The organism is Salinarimonas sp. (genome assembly GCF_040111675.1).
In the GTDB taxonomy this organism is placed as follows: Bacteria; Pseudomonadota; Alphaproteobacteria; order Rhizobiales; family Beijerinckiaceae; genus Salinarimonas.
The window spans coordinates 4406541-4423092 of record NZ_CP157794.1 but is presented as its reverse complement, the minus strand read 5'-3'; the positions used below and the strand labels follow the sequence as shown (position 1 = coordinate 4423092).

At 72.5% G+C, this 16552-nt stretch carries 19 protein-coding genes; 5 read left to right on the top strand and 14 right to left on the bottom strand.

Translation table 11 applies throughout. The features are described from left to right. The first annotated feature begins 15 nt into the window (after positions 1-15). A complete protein-coding gene (locus ABL310_RS20450) occupies positions 16-300 on the top strand; it encodes a GIY-YIG nuclease family protein (RefSeq protein WP_349368841.1) in 285 nt (94 codons plus the stop codon). A 397-nt stretch (positions 301-697) separates the two neighbouring features. Here the strand turns inward: ABL310_RS20450 and ABL310_RS20445 are convergent, their stop codons facing one another. The 8 genes from ABL310_RS20445 to ABL310_RS20410 all read right to left on the bottom strand — a co-directional run bounded on the left by ABL310_RS20445 (position 698) and on the right by ABL310_RS20410 (position 8663). Next, on the bottom strand, positions 698-1642 hold the full coding sequence (locus ABL310_RS20445; protein ID WP_349368840.1) for a glyoxylate/hydroxypyruvate reductase A: 945 nt from the start codon (positions 1640-1642) through the stop codon (positions 698-700). A 3-nt stretch (positions 1643-1645) separates the two neighbouring features. Further along, on the bottom strand, positions 1646-2962 hold the full coding sequence (deoA, locus tag ABL310_RS20440) for a thymidine phosphorylase (protein ID WP_349368839.1): 1317 nt from the start codon (positions 2960-2962) through the stop codon (positions 1646-1648). Between the two features lies 1 nt (position 2963). Further along, positions 2964-3767, bottom strand: coding sequence for a deoxyribose-phosphate aldolase (gene deoC, locus ABL310_RS20435; protein ID WP_349368838.1), 804 nt, complete (start codon positions 3765-3767; stop codon positions 2964-2966). Next, positions 3764-4618, bottom strand: a complete 855-nt coding sequence (locus tag ABL310_RS20430) for a purine-nucleoside phosphorylase (protein WP_349368837.1) — start codon at positions 4616-4618, stop codon at positions 3764-3766. The genes deoC and ABL310_RS20430 overlap by 4 nt, the downstream gene beginning before the upstream one ends. Then, positions 4615-5040 (bottom strand): cytidine deaminase, encoded by a 426-nt coding sequence (gene cdd, locus ABL310_RS20425; RefSeq protein WP_349368836.1) that lies wholly within the window; start codon positions 5038-5040, stop codon positions 4615-4617. The genes ABL310_RS20430 and cdd overlap by 4 nt, the downstream gene beginning before the upstream one ends. Continuing rightward, entirely contained in the window at positions 5040-5981 is a 942-nt protein-coding gene (locus tag ABL310_RS20420) for an ABC transporter permease (protein WP_349368835.1), read from the bottom strand. Before ABL310_RS20420 ends, cdd begins: the two co-directional genes overlap by 1 nt. 3 nt (positions 5982-5984) lie before the next feature. Continuing rightward, on the bottom strand, positions 5985-7097 hold the full coding sequence (locus ABL310_RS20415) for an ABC transporter permease (protein WP_349368834.1): 1113 nt from the start codon (positions 7095-7097) through the stop codon (positions 5985-5987). A gap of 153 nt (positions 7098-7250) precedes the next feature. Continuing rightward, on the bottom strand, positions 7251-8663 hold the full coding sequence (locus ABL310_RS20410) for a leucyl aminopeptidase family protein (RefSeq protein ID WP_349368833.1): 1413 nt from the start codon (positions 8661-8663) through the stop codon (positions 7251-7253). A gap of 191 nt (positions 8664-8854) precedes the next feature. Between ABL310_RS20410 and ABL310_RS20405 the strand changes: the two genes are divergently transcribed. Both ABL310_RS20405 and ABL310_RS20400 read left to right on the top strand, forming a co-directional pair. Next, positions 8855-9667, top strand: coding sequence for a hypothetical protein (locus tag ABL310_RS20405; protein WP_349368832.1), 813 nt, complete (start codon positions 8855-8857; stop codon positions 9665-9667). A gap of 75 nt (positions 9668-9742) precedes the next feature. Continuing rightward, positions 9743-10948 carry a GNAT family N-acetyltransferase gene (locus ABL310_RS20400; RefSeq protein WP_349368831.1) on the top strand — a complete coding sequence of 402 codons (1206 nt, stop codon included), beginning with the start codon at positions 9743-9745 and terminating at the stop codon, positions 10946-10948. Positions 10949-10952: 4 nt separating this feature from the next. On the opposite strand, the gene ABL310_RS20395 is transcribed toward ABL310_RS20400, so the two are convergent. Then, complete coding sequence (locus tag ABL310_RS20395; protein ID WP_349368830.1) at positions 10953-11648, bottom strand: class I SAM-dependent methyltransferase; 696 nt, start codon at positions 11646-11648, stop codon at positions 10953-10955. Between the two features lie 132 nt (positions 11649-11780). On the opposite strand from ABL310_RS20395, the gene ABL310_RS20390 reads away from it, so the two are divergent. Both ABL310_RS20390 and ABL310_RS20385 read left to right on the top strand, forming a co-directional pair. Beyond that, positions 11781-12254: a DUF2892 domain-containing protein gene (locus ABL310_RS20390; RefSeq protein WP_349368829.1), complete on the top strand. Its 474-nt coding sequence runs from the start codon at positions 11781-11783 to the stop codon at positions 12252-12254. Between the two features lie 43 nt (positions 12255-12297). Continuing rightward, on the top strand, positions 12298-12471 hold the full coding sequence (locus ABL310_RS20385) for a DUF1328 domain-containing protein (protein WP_349368828.1): 174 nt from the start codon (positions 12298-12300) through the stop codon (positions 12469-12471). A gap of 58 nt (positions 12472-12529) precedes the next feature. Here ABL310_RS20385 and ABL310_RS20380 read toward each other — a convergent pair whose 3' ends face one another. From ABL310_RS20380 to ABL310_RS20360, 5 genes are all read right to left on the bottom strand, one after another. After that, entirely contained in the window at positions 12530-13540 is a 1011-nt protein-coding gene (locus tag ABL310_RS20380; protein WP_349368827.1) for an Hsp33 family molecular chaperone, read from the bottom strand. Continuing rightward, positions 13537-14487, bottom strand: coding sequence for an ornithine carbamoyltransferase (gene argF, locus ABL310_RS20375; protein ID WP_349368826.1), 951 nt, complete (start codon positions 14485-14487; stop codon positions 13537-13539). Before argF ends, ABL310_RS20380 begins: the two co-directional genes overlap by 4 nt. Then, the gene (locus ABL310_RS20370; protein WP_349368825.1) at positions 14487-15710 is read right to left on the bottom strand and encodes an aspartate aminotransferase family protein; all 1224 of its coding nucleotides are present in this window, start codon (positions 15708-15710) and stop codon (positions 14487-14489) included. Before ABL310_RS20370 ends, argF begins: the two co-directional genes overlap by 1 nt. Positions 15711-15855: 145 nt before the next feature. Beyond that, positions 15856-16233, bottom strand: coding sequence for a type II toxin-antitoxin system VapC family toxin (locus tag ABL310_RS20365; protein WP_349368824.1), 378 nt, complete (start codon positions 16231-16233; stop codon positions 15856-15858). Then, the gene (locus ABL310_RS20360) at positions 16230-16475 is read right to left on the bottom strand and encodes a type II toxin-antitoxin system Phd/YefM family antitoxin (protein ID WP_349368823.1); all 246 of its coding nucleotides are present in this window, start codon (positions 16473-16475) and stop codon (positions 16230-16232) included. The genes ABL310_RS20365 and ABL310_RS20360 overlap by 4 nt, the downstream gene beginning before the upstream one ends. Positions 16476-16552: the final 77 nt, after the last annotated feature.

The following is a 16552-nucleotide window of genomic DNA, read 5'->3' as shown; positions in this document are numbered from 1 at the left end:
TCTGGAGGTGCGCCGATGTACTCGGTCTATATGCTCGCGAGCAGGATGCACGGGACCCTCTATCTCGGCGTCACGCGGGATCTGGCCCGCCGCGTCCACGAGCATCGGATCGGCGCTCGCGAGGGCTTCACCAAGCGCTACGGCGTGCATCGGCTCGTCTGGTACGAGCACTACGAGAACGTGGAGGAGGCGATCGCCCGCGAGAAGATGCTGAAGAAATGGCGCCGGAACTGGAAGACGCGCCTGATCGAGGAGACGAACCCGCTCTGGAGCGACCTCTACGTTCTCCTCAACCGCTGATTCTGTCATTCCGGGGCGCGAAGCGAGCCCGGAACCCAGAACCACTGCGGTATCCTCGCGCGCGCATGCTGCGCGCGTCGCGGGACCTTTGCAAAGGTCTCATCGACGCCGCGCGAAGCGGCGCGATGCGCCGCAAGACGAACGTTCGTGGTTCTGGGTCCCGGACTTGCTTCGCAATCCGGGATGACAGCGCTCAGCGCGTGCCCCCATGTCATTCCGGGGCGCGAAGCGAGCCCGGAACCCAGAACCACCGCCCGATTCTCGCGCGCGCATGCCGCGCGTCGCGGGACCTCACCGAAGGCGTCATCGACGCCGCGCGAAGCGGCGCGATGCGCCGCAAGAAGAGCGTTTGTGGCTCCGGGTCCCGGACTCGGCTATCGCAATCCGGGATTACAGATCAATACCCCACACCCGCGTCCACCACGTTCGTCAGCTCCCCCCCGGCCTCCACCGTGCGGATCTGGTCGGCGATGAGGCTGCCGATGGTCTCGGGGTGGCTCATGGCGGCGTTGTGGGGGGTGACGATCACGCGCGGATGCGTCCAGAGCGGGCTGTCCTTCGGCAGCGGCTCGGCCTCGAACACGTCGAGCGTCGCGGCCTTCAGCGTGCCGGCGTCGAGCGCGGCGAGGATGTCGGCCTCGACCTGGAGCCCGCCGCGGCCGGCATTGATCAGGACCGGGCCGCCGAGCGGGCCGTCCTGCGAGAGCTTGCCGAAGAGCTCGAGGTTGAGCACGCCGCGGGTCGCTTCGGTCAGCGGCAGGAGGCTCACGAGGATGTCGGTCTTGCCCAGGAAGGCGTCGAGCCCGGCCTCGCCGGAATACGTCTCGACGCCCGCGACGTCGCGCCCCGTGCGCGACCAGCCCAGCACCTGGAAGCCCATCACCCTCAGCTTCGCCGCCGCGTCGCGGCCGAGCTGGCCCAGCCCCATCACGCCCACGCGCACGTCCCGCGCCGCGGGCTGGAAGCGGTCGTCCTCCCAGACGTTGTCGCGCTGCTGCGCCATGTAGCGCGGCAGCTGGCGCAGATGGGCGAGGGCGTGCAGGACGACGTACTCGCTCATGCGGTTCGTCAGATCCTCGTCGACGACGCGCACCACCGGGGCCTCCGGCAGGCGCGGGTCGGAGACGATGTGGTCGACGCCGGCGCCCAGCGAGAAGATCGCGGCGAGGTTCGGCAAGCCCGACAGCGCCCCGTGCGGGTGCTTCCAGGAGACGACGTAATGCACCTCGCGCCGGTCGAAGGGCTCGTCGAGGGTCACGACCTTGCGCTCGGGAAACAGGCGCTGGAAGCGCTCCACCCAGGAGGGGACGTCCCAGCCTTCGATGGCGACCAGGATCGACATGGATCAGCTCTCCACGCGTTCGAGGACCACGGGCCGCGCCGCGACCGGCCCGGCGCCGATCGTGTAGGCGGCGCGCACGGCCGCCGCCGCGGCCTCGGCCGCCTGCGAATCGCGGGCGTGCACGATGGCGAGCGGGCGGCTCGCGTCCACGGTCTCGCCCACCGGGGCGAGGTCGGTCAACCCCACGGCGGGGTCGATCGTGTCCTCGGCCCGCGCGCGCCCGCCGCCGAGCGCCACGACGGCCATGCCCACCGCGCGGGTCTCGACGCGCTCGACCACGCCCGGCCGGACGGGCGCGACGGGGAGCGTCACCGGCGCCGCGGCGAGATGCGCGTCGGCGCGCTCCAGGATGTCGGCCGGTCCCCCGAGCGCCGCGACCATGCGCGCGAAGGCCTCGGCCGCGCGTCCGGAGGAGACGGCCTCCTCCATCATCCGCGCGCCCTCGGCGCGGTCCGCCGCGAGGCGCCCGAGCATCAGCATCTGCGCGCCGAGGGCTACGTTGGCCTCGTGGAAGCGCGGCTCGCGGCGCTTTCCGGTGAGGTAGTCGATGCAATAGGCCACCTCGACGGCGTTGCCGGCGGCGGAGGCCAGCGGCTGGTCCATGTCGGTGAGGAGCGCGTGCGTCTTCAGCCCGGCGCCGTTCGCCACCGCCACCAGGCTCTGCGCCAGCGCGCGGGCGTCGTCGAGGTCGACCATGAACGCGCCCGAGCCGAACTTCACGTCCATGGCGAGGCCCTGGAGGCCCGCCGCGAGCTTCTTCGACAGGATCGAGGCGGTGATCAGGTCGAGGCTCTCCACCGTCCCGGTCACGTCGCGGATGGCGTAGAGGCGCTTGTCGGCGGGAGCGAGATCCGCCGTCTGGCCGATGATGGCGCAGCCCGTCTCGCGCACCACGCGCCGGAAGGTGTCGATGTCCGGCTGGGTGCGATAGCCGGGCACCGAATCGAGCTTGTCGAGCGTGCCGCCGGTATGGCCGAGACCGCGGCCCGAGATCATCGGCACGAAGCCGCCGCAGGCGGCGACGGCGGGGCCGAGCGGCAGCGAGACGCAATCGCCGACGCCACCGGTGGAGTGCTTGTCGAGCACGGGCCCGGGCAGGTCCCAGTTCAGCACCTGGCCCGACGCCATCATGGCGCGGGTGAGCGCGACGCGCTCCTCGAGCGCGAGGCCGCGGAAGAAGATCGCCATGGCGAGCGCCGCCGCCTGGCCCTCCGTCACGCGCCCGTCGACGAGGCCGGCGACGAAGGCCTCGATGTCGGACGCCGCGAGCACGCCGCCGTCGCGCTTCCGGCGGATGATCTCCTGGGGGAGGAGCGCCATCTCAATAGCTCCCGCCAGGGGACGACGAACCGGGCGCCGGCGCCTCGCCGCCGCCTTCGAGCAGGCCGACCAGCGCCTTGTGCAGCCCGCTCGCGCCGAAGCGGAAGGTGGCGGGGGTGGCCCAGCCGGGACCCATGATCTCGTCGGCGAGGTCGAGATAGGTCTTCGCCTGCTCCAGCGTGCGGATGCCGCCCGAGGGCTTGAGGCCCACCTTCAGGTGCGGCGTCGCCGCGATCGTCTCCAGCATGATCCGCGCGGCCTCGGGCGTCGCCGAGACGGGCGTCTTGCCGGTGGAGGTCTTGACGAAGTCCGCGCCCTCCTCGATCGCGAGCGCCGACGCGCGGCGGACGGCGTCCGGATCCTTCAGCTCGCCGGTCTCCAGGATGACCTTCAGCACCCGGTCGGCGGAGACGCGCTCGCGCACGGCGGCGAGCATGCCCCGCGCCGTCTCGACGTCGCCGTCGAGGAAAGCGCGCCAGGGCAGGACGAGGTCGATCTCGTCGGCGCCGTCGCGCAGGGCCTCGCGGGTCTGCTCGACGACGCGCTCGACGTCCTCGCCCCCGGTCGGAAAGTTGACCACGGTCGCGACGCTCACGCCGGAGCCGCGCAGGGCCCCCTTGGCGCGGCTGACGAATTGCGGCCAGACGCACACGGCGGCGACGGGCGGCGTCGCGCCCCCGCCCTTCGCCTGGACGCAGAGCGCGTCGATGGCGGTCTCGGTGCAGGTCTCGTCGAGATTGGTGAGATCGGTGAGCCCGATGGCGCGCCGGGCGAGGGCGCGCGCGGCGTCTGTGTCGTCGGTCATGGCGTTCCTGATGGATCGAGGAGCGAGACGAAGGCGCGCACCACCGTTTCCAGCAGCGGGCCGGCCTCGCCGCCGACCTCCTTCGTCTCGGCGTGGCTCGGGTTGGCCCCCTCCAGCCCCGCGGCGAGGTTGGTGACCGTGGACAGGCCGGCGACCCGCAGGCCGTAGAAGCGCGCCAGGATCGTCTCGGGAACGGTCGACATGCCGACCAGATCCGCGCCGAGGGTCTGCGCCATGCGGATCTCGGCCGGCGTCTCGAAGGACGGTCCCGGCGCCCAGAGATAGACGCCCTCGCGCAGCGTCACGCCCGCCCGCTCGGCCGCCGCCGCGAGGGTCGCCCGCAGGGCGGCGTCGTAGGCGTCGGACATCGGCACGAAGCGCTTGTCGTCCGCCTCGCCGACGAGGGGGTTCTTCCCGAACAGGCTGATGTGATCGCACAAGGCCACCAGGCTCGGCGGACGGATGTCGAGCCGGGTCGAGCCGGCGGCGTTGGTCAGCAGCAGCGGCGGCGCCCCGAGCGCGGCGATCGCGCCGATGGCGACGCGCATCACCGCCGGGTCGCCGTGCTCGTAGAAATGGGCGCGGCCCTGGAAGGCGAGGACGCGCCTGTCCTCGAGCCTTCCGGCCACGAGCCGGCCCTTGTGGCCGGAGACGCCGCTCCTCGGGAAGTGGGGAATGTCGCCGAAGGGGATCGCGACGGCGTCCTCCAGCTTGTCCGCCAGCGGCCCGAGCCCGGTGCCGAGCACCATGGCGCAGGCGAAGGGCCCGTCGATGCCGCGGTCGTCGATGCCGCCTGCGCGGATCGCCGCCACGGCCTCGTCGACGCGCTGGGCGTAGGAGAAGGTGGTCACGTCGCGTCTCCCGCGCTCTCGAGATTGTCGGGCCCGAAGGAATAGGGCAGGAGCGCGTCGAGCGTGAAGGTGCGGCGCACCCCCTCCGGGCCGGCGACGTGGATCGGCGTGTCGGGGCGCGCGAACTCTCGGATGCGCTGGCGGCAGCCGCCGCAGGGCGTGCAGAGCACGTCGCCCTCGCCGATCACCAGAATCTCGGCGATGCGCGTGCCGCCCTCCACCACCATGCGCGTGATCGCCGCCGCCTCCGCGCAGGAGCCCTGCGGGTAGGCGGCGTTCTCGACGTTGGCGCCCGCGTGGACGCGCCCCGCCTCGTCTCGGATCGCCGCGCCGACGGGAAAGCGCGAATAGGGCACATGGGCCCGCGCCTGCGCCGCCTTGGCCGCCGCGAACAGGTCGTCGATGGTCGCCCGGTCCGGCATCACCGCTCCTTCACGTAGGGCTGGCCCGCCGCCCGCGGCGGGATGGCGCGGCCGACGAAGCCGGCGAGCAGGATCACGGTCATGGCGTAGGGCAGCGCCTGGATCGCCTGGACCGGGACCTCGCCGAGGCCCGGGATTTCGACGCCCTGCAGGCGGATCGAGAGCGCCTCGAGGAAGCCGAACAGGACGCAGGCGGCGAGCGCCGGCCAGGCGCGCCACTTGGCGAAGATCAGGGCGGCGAGCGCGATGAAGCCCTTGCCCGCCGTCATCGCCGGGATGAAGCCCGCCGAGAGGCCCGTGCCGATATAGGCGCCGCCGATGCCGCAGAACACGCCGGCGATGATCACCGCGGAATAGCGCAGGCCCGTCACCGAGATGCCGGCCGTGTCGACCGCGGCGGGCTTCTCGCCGACCGCGCGCAGGCGCAGGCCGAAGCGGGTCTTGGCGAGCACGTACCAGGTCAGCGGCACGAGCAGGAGCGCGAGATAGACCAGGAACGATTGGCCGAGCAGCACCTGCACGAGCCGCGGCGCCTCCGACATGTCGAACAGGGCGAGGAAGCGCTGGTCGCCCTCGAGCGGCGGCGTGCGCCCGCCCTCGCCGTACCAGGCGTTGCCGATCACGGCGGTGAGCCCGGCCGCGAGCATGTTGATGGCGACGCCCGAGACGATCTGGTTGCCGCGTTGCGAGATCGAGGCGAAGCCGTGGACGAGCGCGAAGAGCGTCGAGGCGCCGATGCCCGCGAGGAGGCCCCAATAGGCGGAGCCCGTCGTGTAGCTCGTCGCCGCCGCGGCGAAGGCGGCGATCAGCAGCTTGCCCTCGAGCCCGATGTCGATGACGCCCGAGCGCTCGGACCAGAGGCCGGCGAGGCAGGCGCAGAGCAGCGGGATCGACAGGCGCAGCGTGGATTCGGCGAGCGCGAGGAGGCCGGTCAGCTCCATGTCTCAGGCCTCCTTCGCGACCGGCTGGCGGGCGCGGCCCGCGAAGGCCCCGGCGACGAGGCGCTTGAACAGGCCGTCGAGCGCCCCGGCGAACAGGATCAGCACGCCGCCGATCACGACGATCATGTCGCGGGTGATGGCGGGCACCTCGAAGGCGAGCTCGGCGCCGCCCTGGTAGAGCATGCCGAAGAGCAGCGAGGCGAGGATGATGCCCACGGGATGCCCGCGGCCCATCAAGGCCACGGCGATGCCGACGAAGCCGTAGCCGGAGGTGAATTCCAGGATCAGCCGGTGCTGGTAGCCCATCAGCTCGTTCACCGCGAGGCCGGCGGCGAGCGCGCCGGAGATCGCCATCGCGATCACCGTCACCGAGCGCGGCGAGATGCCGGCATAGACCGCCGCGGCGGGGTTCGCGCCCACCGTGCGGATGGCGTAGCCGAGCCGCGAGCGGAAGATCAGCAGCCACACGAGATAGGCCGCGACCAGCGCGAGCAGGAGCGAGGCGTTCAGCTGCGAGCGGGGCAGCTCGAGACCGACGAGCGCGCCCAGCTCGTGCATGGAGGGCACGAACGACGCCTCCGGGAAGAGCGGCGTCTCGGGGTTCATGGCGGTGGGTGGCCGCAGAACGTTGACGAGGAGGTAGACCGAGAGGATCGAGGCGAGCCAGTTGAACATGATCGTCGTGATGACGATGTGGCTGCCCCGATAGGCCTGGAGATAGCCCGGCACCAGGCCCCAGAAGGCGCCGAAGGCGGCCGCGGCGAGGATGCCGAGCGGGATCGCCAGGAAGGCGGGGACCGGCAGGAAGAGCAGGGCGAGCGCGAGCCCGACCCCGCCGAGCATCGCCTGGCCCTCGCCGCCGATGTTGAAGAGGCCCGCGTGGAAGGCCACCGCCACCGCGAGCCCGGTGAAGATGAAGTTCGTCGCGTAGAACAGGGTGAAGCCGAGGCTGTAGCCGTTGCCGAGCGAGCCGTAGATCAGCACCCGGGTCACCGTGAGCGGGTCCTCGCCGATGAACAGCACGACGAGACCCGCGACCAGGAAGGCGGCGACGACGCTCACCGCGGGCACGAGGGCGACGTCCGCCCAGCGCGGCAGGTTCACGGGCGCGCTCATCGGGCGTGCCCCCGCCGCCGCCGATCCGTCGTCGTTTCCATGCCACCCCTCCGCGCTCGCGCAACCGCGCTATACGAGCAGCCTTTCGCGTTCCCCGCCAGAGGCTTGCGCGCCGATTCCCAGATAAAAGCCAGGGACCCGTCGCCGCGGCGGCTACGCCGCGCCATGGCGCTCCGCGACGAGGGCGTGCACGAGCCGCGCGGCCTGCACCTCCCCGCCCTCCGGCCGTCCGGGCTTCGCCGACGGGTTCCAGGCGAAAATGTCGAAATGAACGTAGGACTTGGCGTTCGACACGAAACGGCGCAGGAACAGAGCCGCCGTGATCGCGCCGGCATGCGGGCCGCCCGAGATGTGGTTGACGTCGGCGATCTTGGAGTCGAGCAGCTTGTCGTAGGGCTTCCACAGCGGCAGCCGCCAGGCCGGGTCGTGCACCGCGGCGGAGAGCCGGGCGAGATCCGCCGCGAGCGTCTCGTCGTCGGTCATGAAGGGCGGCAGGTCGGGCCCGAGCGCCACCCGCGCCGCGCCGGTGAGCGTCGCGAAATCGACGAGGAGGTCCGGCGTCTCCTCGTCGGCCAGCGCGAGCGCGTCGGCGAGGATGAGCCGGCCCTCGGCGTCGGTGTTGCCGATCTCGACGGTGAGCCCCTTGCGGCTCGCCAGCACGTCGCCGGGGCGGAAGCTCGCGCCCGAGATGGAATTCTCCACCGCCGGCACGAGCAGGCGCAGGCGCACGGGCAGGTTCGCCGCCATGATCATCTGCGCCGCGGCGATGGCGGCGGCGGCGCCGCCCATGTCCTTCTTCATCAGGGCCATGGCGGAGGAGGGCTTGATGTCGAGCCCGCCGGTGTCGAAGGCGACGCCCTTGCCCACCAGCGTCACCTTCGGCGCGTCGGCGGGGCCCCAGGTCAGGTCCGCGAGGCGCGGCGCCCGGTCCGCGGCGCGGCCCACAGCGTGGATCATCGGGAAGCCGCGCGCCAAGAGGTCCTCGCCCTCGATCACCGAGACCGAGGCGTGATGCCGCTCCGCCAGCGCCACCACGGCGTCGGCGATGCCGTCCGGCCCGAGATCGTTCGCCGGCGTGTTGACGAGGTCGCGCCCGAGCGCGACGGCCTCCGCGATGCGGGCGATCTCCCCGGCGTCGACGCCCGGAGGCACGAGGAGGCGGGCGCGGGCCTTCTCCGCGCCAGGATCCGCACCGTCCTCCGCGCCGTTGCGCCCGGCGCTCTTGTAGCGGGTGAAGCGGTAGCTTCCCAGAGCGAAGCCCAGCGTCGCGAGCGCCGCGCGCGCGGGCGCGGGCTCCAGGCGGTAGAGGCCGGCGGGGAGGCTGGCGAGCCGCCCGGCGGCGAAGGGATCGGCGGGGTCGAGGCAGGCGACGACGCGCGCGGCGCCGCCCTCCTCGTCGGGCAGGATCACGGTGCGCCCCGGCTTCGGCGCGAAGCCCTGCGCCTCGGCGAAGCGGCGCTCGCGCGGCGCGAGCCCGTCGCGCAGGGCGGGCCAGCTCTCGGCGTCGACCACGTGGACGGGAATGGCGGGCGCAGAGGCGTCTGCTTCGAGGGCTGGATGGGACATGATCACTCCGGACGGATGTCGACGGGATTTATCGGGCTGCGGACGGGCCTTGGCAAGGCCGTCGGCGTGCCGCGGCGGGACCGGCGCGCGCGGCGGCGTTAACATGCTGTTAGGGTTAAAAGATTATCACCGTCAACGGTTTGGTGCGGCTTCGCGGAGGCTGTCGCGGGCCACGAGCGAGGGAGCTGACGATGCGGGGTTCGAAAGCGACGGGGGCATGCGGGCGAGCCGCCCGCCGAGCGCCCGCTCTCGTCGTCGCGGTCGCGCTGGCGCTCGCCACGGCGGGCTGCCTCAGCCGCGGCCCGACCACGACCGGCGCCGTCGATCCGAGCCGGATCTCGGCCCTGAGCCCGGGCGATCTGCGCAGCGCCGCCGAGACGCTCGCCCGTCGCAACGCCCGCGACCCCGCGGATGCGCAGGTCGCGATCGCCTACGCCACGATCCTGCGCCGGCTGGACCAGCGCGCCCAGGCTGTGGCCGTGCTCCAGCAGGCCGCGATCCGCAATCGCGAGGACACGACGCTCGCCGGGGCCTACGGCCGCGCGCTCGCCGACGCCGGGCGCCTGCGCGAGGCGCAGGAGGTGCTCGCCCGCGCGCACAGCCCCGAGCGTCCGGACTGGCGCATCCTCTCGGCCCAGGGCACGGTCGCCGACCAGCTCGGGGAGCCGGATCGCGCGCAGCGCTTCTACGAGGCGGCGCTCAACATCGCGCCCGGCGAGCCCTCCGTGCTCTCCAATTACGGCCTCTCCCTCGCCCTGAGCCGCAAGCTGCCGGAGGCCGAGGACAAGCTGCGCCAGGCGGCCGCGCATCCGCAGGCGGACGCGCGCGTGCGCCGCAACCTCGCCCTCGTGCTCGGCCTGCAGGGCGAGATGGACGAGGCGGAGGAGGTTCTCGCGCGAGATCTCGCTCCGGCCGAGGTCGCCGCCAATCTCGAGGCGATCCGCGGCATGGTCGTCCAGCCCGACAGCTGGGCGCGCCTGCGCCAAGCCGACGCGCAGCGCTGAGCCGACGCGCCGCCGTAACCCCGCCTTAGGCCCGCTCTGCTAGCGGTCTGCCGACGGCGAAACGGAGGCGGCTCGATGGCGACGCGGGAGGGACGGACGATACGGCTCGACCTGCGGCCGCTCACGGCGCTCGCGACGGACGCGGAGCTGCGCGCGGCCTGGGCCGACCTGCTCCACCGCGCCGCGGACCCGAATCCCTTCTACGGCCCGGACTTCCTCGTTCCCCTCGTCGAGACCTGCGCGCGCGCCCCGGTCTCCTGCGCCGTCGTGATCGAGACCCGCGGCGCGGCGCACCCGCGTCTGCTGGCGTTCCTCCCGCTCGTGGCGCAGCGCCCGATCCCGCTCGTGCGCCCGCGCCTGCTCGCGGCCTTCACGCACGCCATGGCGGTGGATTCCACCCCGCTTCTCGACGGGGAGGACCCCCTCGTCGCGGCGGAGGGCCTGCTGGCGGCCCTCGCCCTGCACGCGCCGGGCGCGCGTCTGCGCCTGCCGCTCCTCGCGCAGGGCGCGACGCGGGACGCGCTGGCCGCGGCCCTGCGCGCCTGCGGCGGCGCGGAGGCCCGCCTCGGGATGCATGAGCGCGCGGCGCTCGTTCGCCCGGAGCCGCCCGACGCGCGCCCGGACCCGCTCGCCGGGCTCGCCTCGGCCAAGTACCTGAGCAAGCTGCGCCGGCTCGAGCGCCGCCTCGCCGAGGAGGGCGACCTCGCCGCGCGCACGCTCGCCGGCCCGGACGCGGAGGCGGGCGTCGAGGCGCTCCTCGCGCTCGAGGGCGCCGGCTGGAAGGGCGCCGCCGGCACGGCGCTCGCGAGCCGCGCGGACACGACCCGCTTCGCGCGGGACGCGCTCACGGGCGCGGCGCAGGCCCCGCGGATCGTGGTCGATCTCCTCGCCGTCGGCGGCGCGCCCGTGGCGGCGGACCTGCATCTCGTCGCCGGCGCCCGCGCGGCCACCTTCAAGACCGCCTACGACGAGGCGCGGGCGAAGACCTCGCCCGGCATGCTGCTGCACGCCCGCGTCGCCCGCGAGACCCGCGCCGGGCGCTTCGCCGAGCGGGTCGATTCCTGCGCCGTGCCCGGCCATCCGGTCGAGGCCCTGTGGACCGACCGCATCGCCTTCTCGGATACGCTGATCGACCCCGCGCCCGGCGCCGACGGCCGGGGCCTCGCGCGCGAGGCCGCGCGCCTCGCCCGGGTCGAGGCGCTCCTCCACACGGGCAAGGCGCGGGCGAAGCGCCTTCTCGGCCGGCGGGAGACGGCGCTGCGTCCGCGCGAGGCGGGATGAGCCGTCACCCGGCGCGCTCGAGCAGGTAGGCGCAATAGGTGTCGTCCGAGCGCGTCTTCTCGATCACGGCGAACCCGGAACGGGCGAAAAGCCCCTCCAGGATCCAGTCGAAGGTCGAGTGCTCCTCGGCGACGTGCGTCTCGAAATCGTCGCGCGACCACCCGTCCCCGCCGGAGGTCATCCGGTCGATCCAGCCCTCGATCCCCTCCTCGTACCGCTCGAGCGGAAACGAGAAGACGACGTCCTTCAGGTAGAGCCGTCCGCCGGGCCGCAGCATGGCGCGCAGCCGCAGGAGCGCCACGCCTTTCCAGAAATCGGGCAGATGGTGGAAGGCGTACCGGGTCACGATCAGGTCCGCCGGCGGTCCCGCGTGCTCGTAGGTGAGGAAGCCCGCCCGATGGCGAGCGATGCGCACCCCGGCGGCGTCCGCCCGGGCCGCGAGCGCACGCAGCATCGCCGCCGAGACGTCGACCGCGTCCACCTCCGCTCCGGTCTCGGCCGCCGCGACCGCGAAGGCGCCGGTTCCCGGGCCGAGCTCGATCACGCGCACGCCCGGGCCGACGCCCAGCGCGGTCGCGAGCGCTCGGCTCGCCTCGTCGGTGGTCCCCTGGCGCGCATCGTAGACGGCGACCGTCGTCTCGTCCTCGAAATCGTGCCCGACCTGCCGCAGGTCGTCGCGATGCCATCCCGGCCGGTTCATGCCGCGCTCCCGAGCCGCACACCCGTCCGGACAGCCTATGCCGCGGCGCCGGCCGTGACCAGAGGCCGTCGCGGCTGGATCGTTTCCTAGGTCTCGCGCGTTCACCGCGCCACAGACCCGGGAGCCGGCCGCATGACGACAGCGATGACCTTCCCCGACACGGCGACGCGCGTGCGCCGCCACACGAGCGACGAAGACAACGCCCGCATCGACCACGGCATCAACTCGAGCGTGCGCTATCACGCCCGCCATCCGGACAAGATCGACGCCCGCCTGCGCGAGCTCGACGCCGAATGGGACGTGGAGCGCTGGCTCGAGAGCTATGCCGGGGCCGCCGTGCTCGGCGGGACCCTGCTCGGCGCCTTCGCCGACAGGCGCTTCCTGGCGCTGCCGGCGCTGGTGGGCGCCTTCGTGCTCCAGCACGCGATCCAGGGCTGGTGCGTGCCCGTCCCGGCGCTGCGCGCCATGGGCATCCGCACCGAGCGCGAGATCGACACCGAGCGGCACGCGCTCAAGGCGTTGCGCGGGGATTACGGGCCGATCGGCCCGGGCGACCACCAGCGCGACGACCGCGTCGCCCACGCCCTCCAGGCGGCGCGCCTCTGACGCGCCCCGCCTTTCCTCTCACCATCCGTAAAGGAGACCGGCCATGCTCGAATGGGCCTTGATATTCCTCGTCATCGCGCTCGTCGCCGGCGCGCTCGGCTTCACCGGCGTCGCCAAGGGCGCGGCCACCATCGCGAAGGTGCTGTTCTTCATCTTCATCGCGGTGTTCCTGATCCTGCTGCTGCTGGCGATCCTGGGGATCGGCGCGGTGGCGTAGCAGCTTCTGGACCGCGATCGAGGCGCCGTCTGTCGAATGCCCGTTCGGCGGCGCCCGCTCACCCCTCCTGCTCGGCCTTTTCCTCGATCTCGCTCGGGTCGAAGCCGTAGACCCGCGAGCAGAACTCGCAGGTGACGCGGATCGAGCCGTCGTCGGCGATCATCTCGCGGCGGTCGTCGGGCGGGAAGCTCGTCAGCACCGAGACGATGCGCTCGCGCGAGCAGCGGCAGGCCTCGCGGATGCCCTGCGGCTCGAACACCCGCACGCCGCGCTCGTGGAAGAGCCGGAACAGCAGCCGCTCGCTGGAGACGGCCGGGTCGATCAGCTCGTGATCCTCGATCGTCTCGACGAGGGAGCGCGCCTCGACCCAGGCGTCGTCCTCCGACGGCTGGGCCGCCTCGTGCGCGGGATGTCCCTCCGGAATGTCCCCGGGGGGCAGCTCGGCCTGGCGCTGGCGCTCCGGCGAGGAGGGCAGGAACTGCACCATCAGCCCGCCGGCGCGATAGGCGCGGTCGGCACCGCCGGTGATCTCCTCCGCCACCGCGAGGCGGATACGGGTGGGGATCTGCTCGGACTGACGGAAATATTGATGCGCGGCCTCCTCGAGGCTCTGCCCTTCCAGCGGGACGAGACCCTGGTAGCGGCGCATCTCCGGCCCCTGGTCGATGGTCATGGCGAGGAGCCCGTGGCCGAGGAGCGCGCCCACGTCGGTGCGCTTGTCCGCGCGCGCGGCGTCCTGCCCGCCGGCCTGCGCCACGCGCTCCGCGTCGAAGCGCGCGAAGGCGCGCAGCCGGTCCGGCGCGTCGTAGTCGACGACGATCATCTCGATCGGCCCGTCGGTCTTGGTCTGCAGCTGGAAGCGCCCGTCGAACTTGAGCGCGGAGCCGAGGAGCGCGGTGAGCGCCGCCGCCTCGCCCACGACGCGGGCGACCGCGTCCGGATAGCCGTGGCGCGCCACCAGCGTGTCGACGGCGTCGCCCAGCCGCACCACCCGTCCCCGCACGTCGAGGGCCTCGACGGCGAAGGGGAGCACGACGTTGTCGACGCCCTCGAATTGCGTATCTGTCATTCCTGAATCCCGAAGCACCAGGCGAGAACCCCCTTCTGCGCGTGCAGACGGTTCTCCGCCTCGTCGAACACCACGGAGCACGGCCCGTCCATGACCGCGTCCGTCACCTCCTCGCCGCGGTGGGCGGGGAGGCAATGCATGAATATGGCGTCCGATTCGGCTTTCGCCATAAGGGCTTCGTTCACTTGATACGGCTTCAGGAGATTGTGGCGGCGCCCCTCGTCCTCGTCGCCCATGGAGACCCAGCAATCGGTCACGACGGCGTCCGCGCCGGCGACGGCGGCCGCGGGATCGGTGGTGACGACGACGTCCGCGCCCTCGGCCTTCGCCCAGGCGATCAGCTCCGCCGGCGGGGCCAGCTCGGCGGGGGTGGCGATGCGCAGGGTGAAGCGGAAGCGCGCCGCCGCGTGCACCCAGGAGGCCAGCACGTTGTTCGAATCGCCCGTCCAGGCCACGGTCCGGCCTTCGATGGGGCCGCGATGCTCCTCGAAGGTCATCACGTCCGCCATGATCTGGCAGGGGTGGGAGAGCTTGGTGAGCGCGTTGATCACCGGCACGCTCGCCGCCTCGGCGAGCTCCAGCATCATGTCGTGCTCGAGGATGCGGATCATGATCGCGTCGACGTAGCGCGAGAGCACGCGGGCCGTGTCGGCGATGGTCTCGCCGCGGCCGAGCTGCATCTCCGCCCCGGTCAGCATCAGGGTCTCGCCGCCGAGCTCGCGCATGCCGACGTCGAACGAGACGCGGGTGCGGGTCGAGGGCTTGTCGAAGATCATCGCCAGGGTCTTGCCCTCGAGCGGGCGCTCGCGCTGACGCTCGCCGCGCCGGCGCGCGTGCTTGATCCGCGCCGCGAGGTCGAGGATACGGCGCAGCTCGTCGCCCGGCAGGGCGGTGAGGTCGGTGAAATGGCGGGTCGCCGGCGCGGCGCTCTTGACGGGGGCGTTCATCAGCGTGCTCCCGCCGCGGCGGAGACCTCGGGCGACGCGGACGCGGCGCGCTCGAGCGCGGCGCAGGCGGCGTCGAGCCGGCGCACGGCCTCGTTCGCCTCGACCTCCGTGACGATCAGCGGCGGCAGCAGGCGCACGACGTTCTCGCCCGCCGGAATGCCGATCAGCTTCTCCTCGCGCATGGCGGCGGCGACGTCGCCGTTGAGCGCACGGCAGCGCAGGCCGAGCATCAGCCCCTCGCCGCGGATCTCCTCGACGATCGTCGGATGCCGGTCGCGCAGCTCGGCGAGGCGCTGCTTCAGCAGCAGGCCGACGCGGCGCACGTTCTCCAGGAAGCCGTCGGCGAGCACGACGTCGAGGACGGCGTTGCCCACCGCCATGGCGAGCGGGTTGCCGCCGAACGTCGTGCCGTGCGTCCCGGGCGCGAGGCCGCGGCCGGCCTCCTCGGTGCACAGGATGGCGCCCATCGGAAAGCCGCCGCCGATGCCCTTGGCGACGGTCATGATGTCGGGGCGCGCCTCCGGCCCCGCCCATTCGTGGGCGAAGAGCTTGCCGGTGCGCCCGACGCCCGTCTGCACCTCGTCATAGATCAGGAGGATGCCGGCCTCGTCGCACAGGGCCCGCAGGCCGCGCAGGCACTGGTGCGGCACGGCGCGGACGCCGCCCTCGCCCTGGATCGGCTCGACCAGGATCGCCGCCGTCTCGGGCGTCACGGCGGCGCGCATGGCCTCGTGGTCGCCGAAGGGCACCTGATCGAAGCCTTCCGCCTTCGGGCCGAAGCCTTCGAGATACTTCTTCTGCCCGCCCGCCGCGATCGTCGCGATGGTGCGGCCGTGGAAGGCGCCCTCGAAGGTGAGCACGCGGAAGCGTTCCGGATGACCGTTCACGTAGTGGTAGCGGCGCGCCATCTTGATGGCGCCCTCGTTCGCCTCGGCGCCCGAGTTCGAGAAGAACACCCGGTCGGCGAAGGTGGCGTCGACGAGGCGCTGGGCCAGCCGCTCGCCCTCCGGGATCTGGAACAGGTTCGAGACGTGCCAGAGCTTCTGCGCCTGCTCGACCAGGGCCGCGACGACGTGGGGATGCGAATGCCCGACGGAATTCACCGCGATGCCCGAGCCGAAGTCGAGATAGCGCTCGCCGCGTCGCGACACGAGCCAAGCCCCTTCGCCTTTCTCGAAGGCCACGTCGGCGCGGGCGTAGGTCGGCAGGATCGGCGAGCTCACGGGTCCATCCTCGTCTCGAGCGGATGCGCGCGCGCACGCGCGCCCCGAAAAAGAAAGCGCCGCCCCAGAGGGCGGCCGCGGAGCACGATTCTAGGTAAAGCCGGGGGCGTGTCAACGAAAACACGCGGGCGGCGGGCAAAGGTATCTACACGACGGTGACGTTCTCGCCGAAGGCGGCGAGCGCCTTGTCCGCAGTCAGCAGCCGAAGCCGTCCATGCCGTGCTTGCGCGATCAGCATCCGTTCGAACGGGTCCCGATGTATCCGGGGAAGCCGGCGCACCGCGATCGCGTGCTCGATGCCGACGGGGAGAATCTCCATTCCCGAATCCACCACGCCGTCGGCGAGCTCGTGAAGATCCAGATCGAGGCGGCCCAACCCGGTCTTGATCGCCAGCTCCCAGAAGCTCGCCGCGCTCACGAACACCTTGCTCGCCGCCGCGACCTCGACTGTGGCTTGGGCGGGCAGCCTTGAATCGGCGGTGAGCAGCCACAGGACGATATGCGTGTCGAGCAGGAGCCTCACCTGTCGTTTCGTCCCTCGAACGCGTCGAGGACGTCGTCCGGAAGAGGCGCGTCGAAATCCGCCGGCACCTCGATCTTGCCGCGCAGCAGGCCGATGCGCACGCCGCTCGGCGACGCATCGAGCGGGACGAGCTTCGCGATCGGCTTGCCGGCCTTGGCGATGACGATCGTCTCCCCCTCGCCGGCGTCGTCGACCAGCTGGGAAAGGCGCGTCTTCGCTTCGTAGAGATTGACCTGCTTCATGACGTCCTCCTCACGTTCAGCTATTCCCTGACCAAGGCTTGGTCAAGATGGCGCTCCGGGTCCGCCGGAGCGGAACC

Excerpts from the sequence above, each read along its gene's own strand:
- argF (WP_349368826.1), bottom strand. The coding sequence starts at position 14,487 with ATGAACGCCCCCGTCAAGAGCGCCGCGCCGGCGACCCGCCATTTCACC.
- cdd (WP_349368836.1), bottom strand. The coding sequence starts at position 5,040 with ATGCCGGACCGGGCGACCATCGACGACCTGTTCGCGGCGGCCAAGGCG.
- ABL310_RS20390 (WP_349368829.1), top strand. The coding sequence starts at position 11,781 with ATGACGACAGCGATGACCTTCCCCGACACGGCGACGCGCGTGCGCCGC.
- ABL310_RS20450 (WP_349368841.1), top strand. The coding sequence starts at position 16 with ATGTACTCGGTCTATATGCTCGCGAGCAGGATGCACGGGACCCTCTAT.
- deoA (WP_349368839.1), bottom strand. The coding sequence starts at position 2,962 with ATGGCGCTCCTCCCCCAGGAGATCATCCGCCGGAAGCGCGACGGCGGC.
- ABL310_RS20385 (WP_349368828.1), top strand. The coding sequence starts at position 12,298 with ATGCTCGAATGGGCCTTGATATTCCTCGTCATCGCGCTCGTCGCCGGC.
- ABL310_RS20445 (WP_349368840.1), bottom strand. The coding sequence starts at position 1,642 with ATGTCGATCCTGGTCGCCATCGAAGGCTGGGACGTCCCCTCCTGGGTG.
- ABL310_RS20395 (WP_349368830.1), bottom strand. The coding sequence starts at position 11,648 with ATGAACCGGCCGGGATGGCATCGCGACGACCTGCGGCAGGTCGGGCAC.
- deoC (WP_349368838.1), bottom strand. The coding sequence starts at position 3,767 with ATGACCGACGACACAGACGCCGCGCGCGCCCTCGCCCGGCGCGCCATC.
- ABL310_RS20420 (WP_349368835.1), bottom strand. The coding sequence starts at position 5,981 with ATGGAGCTGACCGGCCTCCTCGCGCTCGCCGAATCCACGCTGCGCCTG.
- ABL310_RS20400 (WP_349368831.1), top strand. The coding sequence starts at position 9,743 with ATGGCGACGCGGGAGGGACGGACGATACGGCTCGACCTGCGGCCGCTC.
- ABL310_RS20360 (WP_349368823.1), bottom strand. The coding sequence starts at position 16,475 with ATGAAGCAGGTCAATCTCTACGAAGCGAAGACGCGCCTTTCCCAGCTG.
- ABL310_RS20415 (WP_349368834.1), bottom strand. The coding sequence starts at position 7,097 with ATGAGCGCGCCCGTGAACCTGCCGCGCTGGGCGGACGTCGCCCTCGTG.
- ABL310_RS20410 (WP_349368833.1), bottom strand. The coding sequence starts at position 8,663 with ATGTCCCATCCAGCCCTCGAAGCAGACGCCTCTGCGCCCGCCATTCCC.
- ABL310_RS20405 (WP_349368832.1), top strand. The coding sequence starts at position 8,855 with ATGCGGGGTTCGAAAGCGACGGGGGCATGCGGGCGAGCCGCCCGCCGA.
- ABL310_RS20380 (WP_349368827.1), bottom strand. The coding sequence starts at position 13,540 with ATGACAGATACGCAATTCGAGGGCGTCGACAACGTCGTGCTCCCCTTC.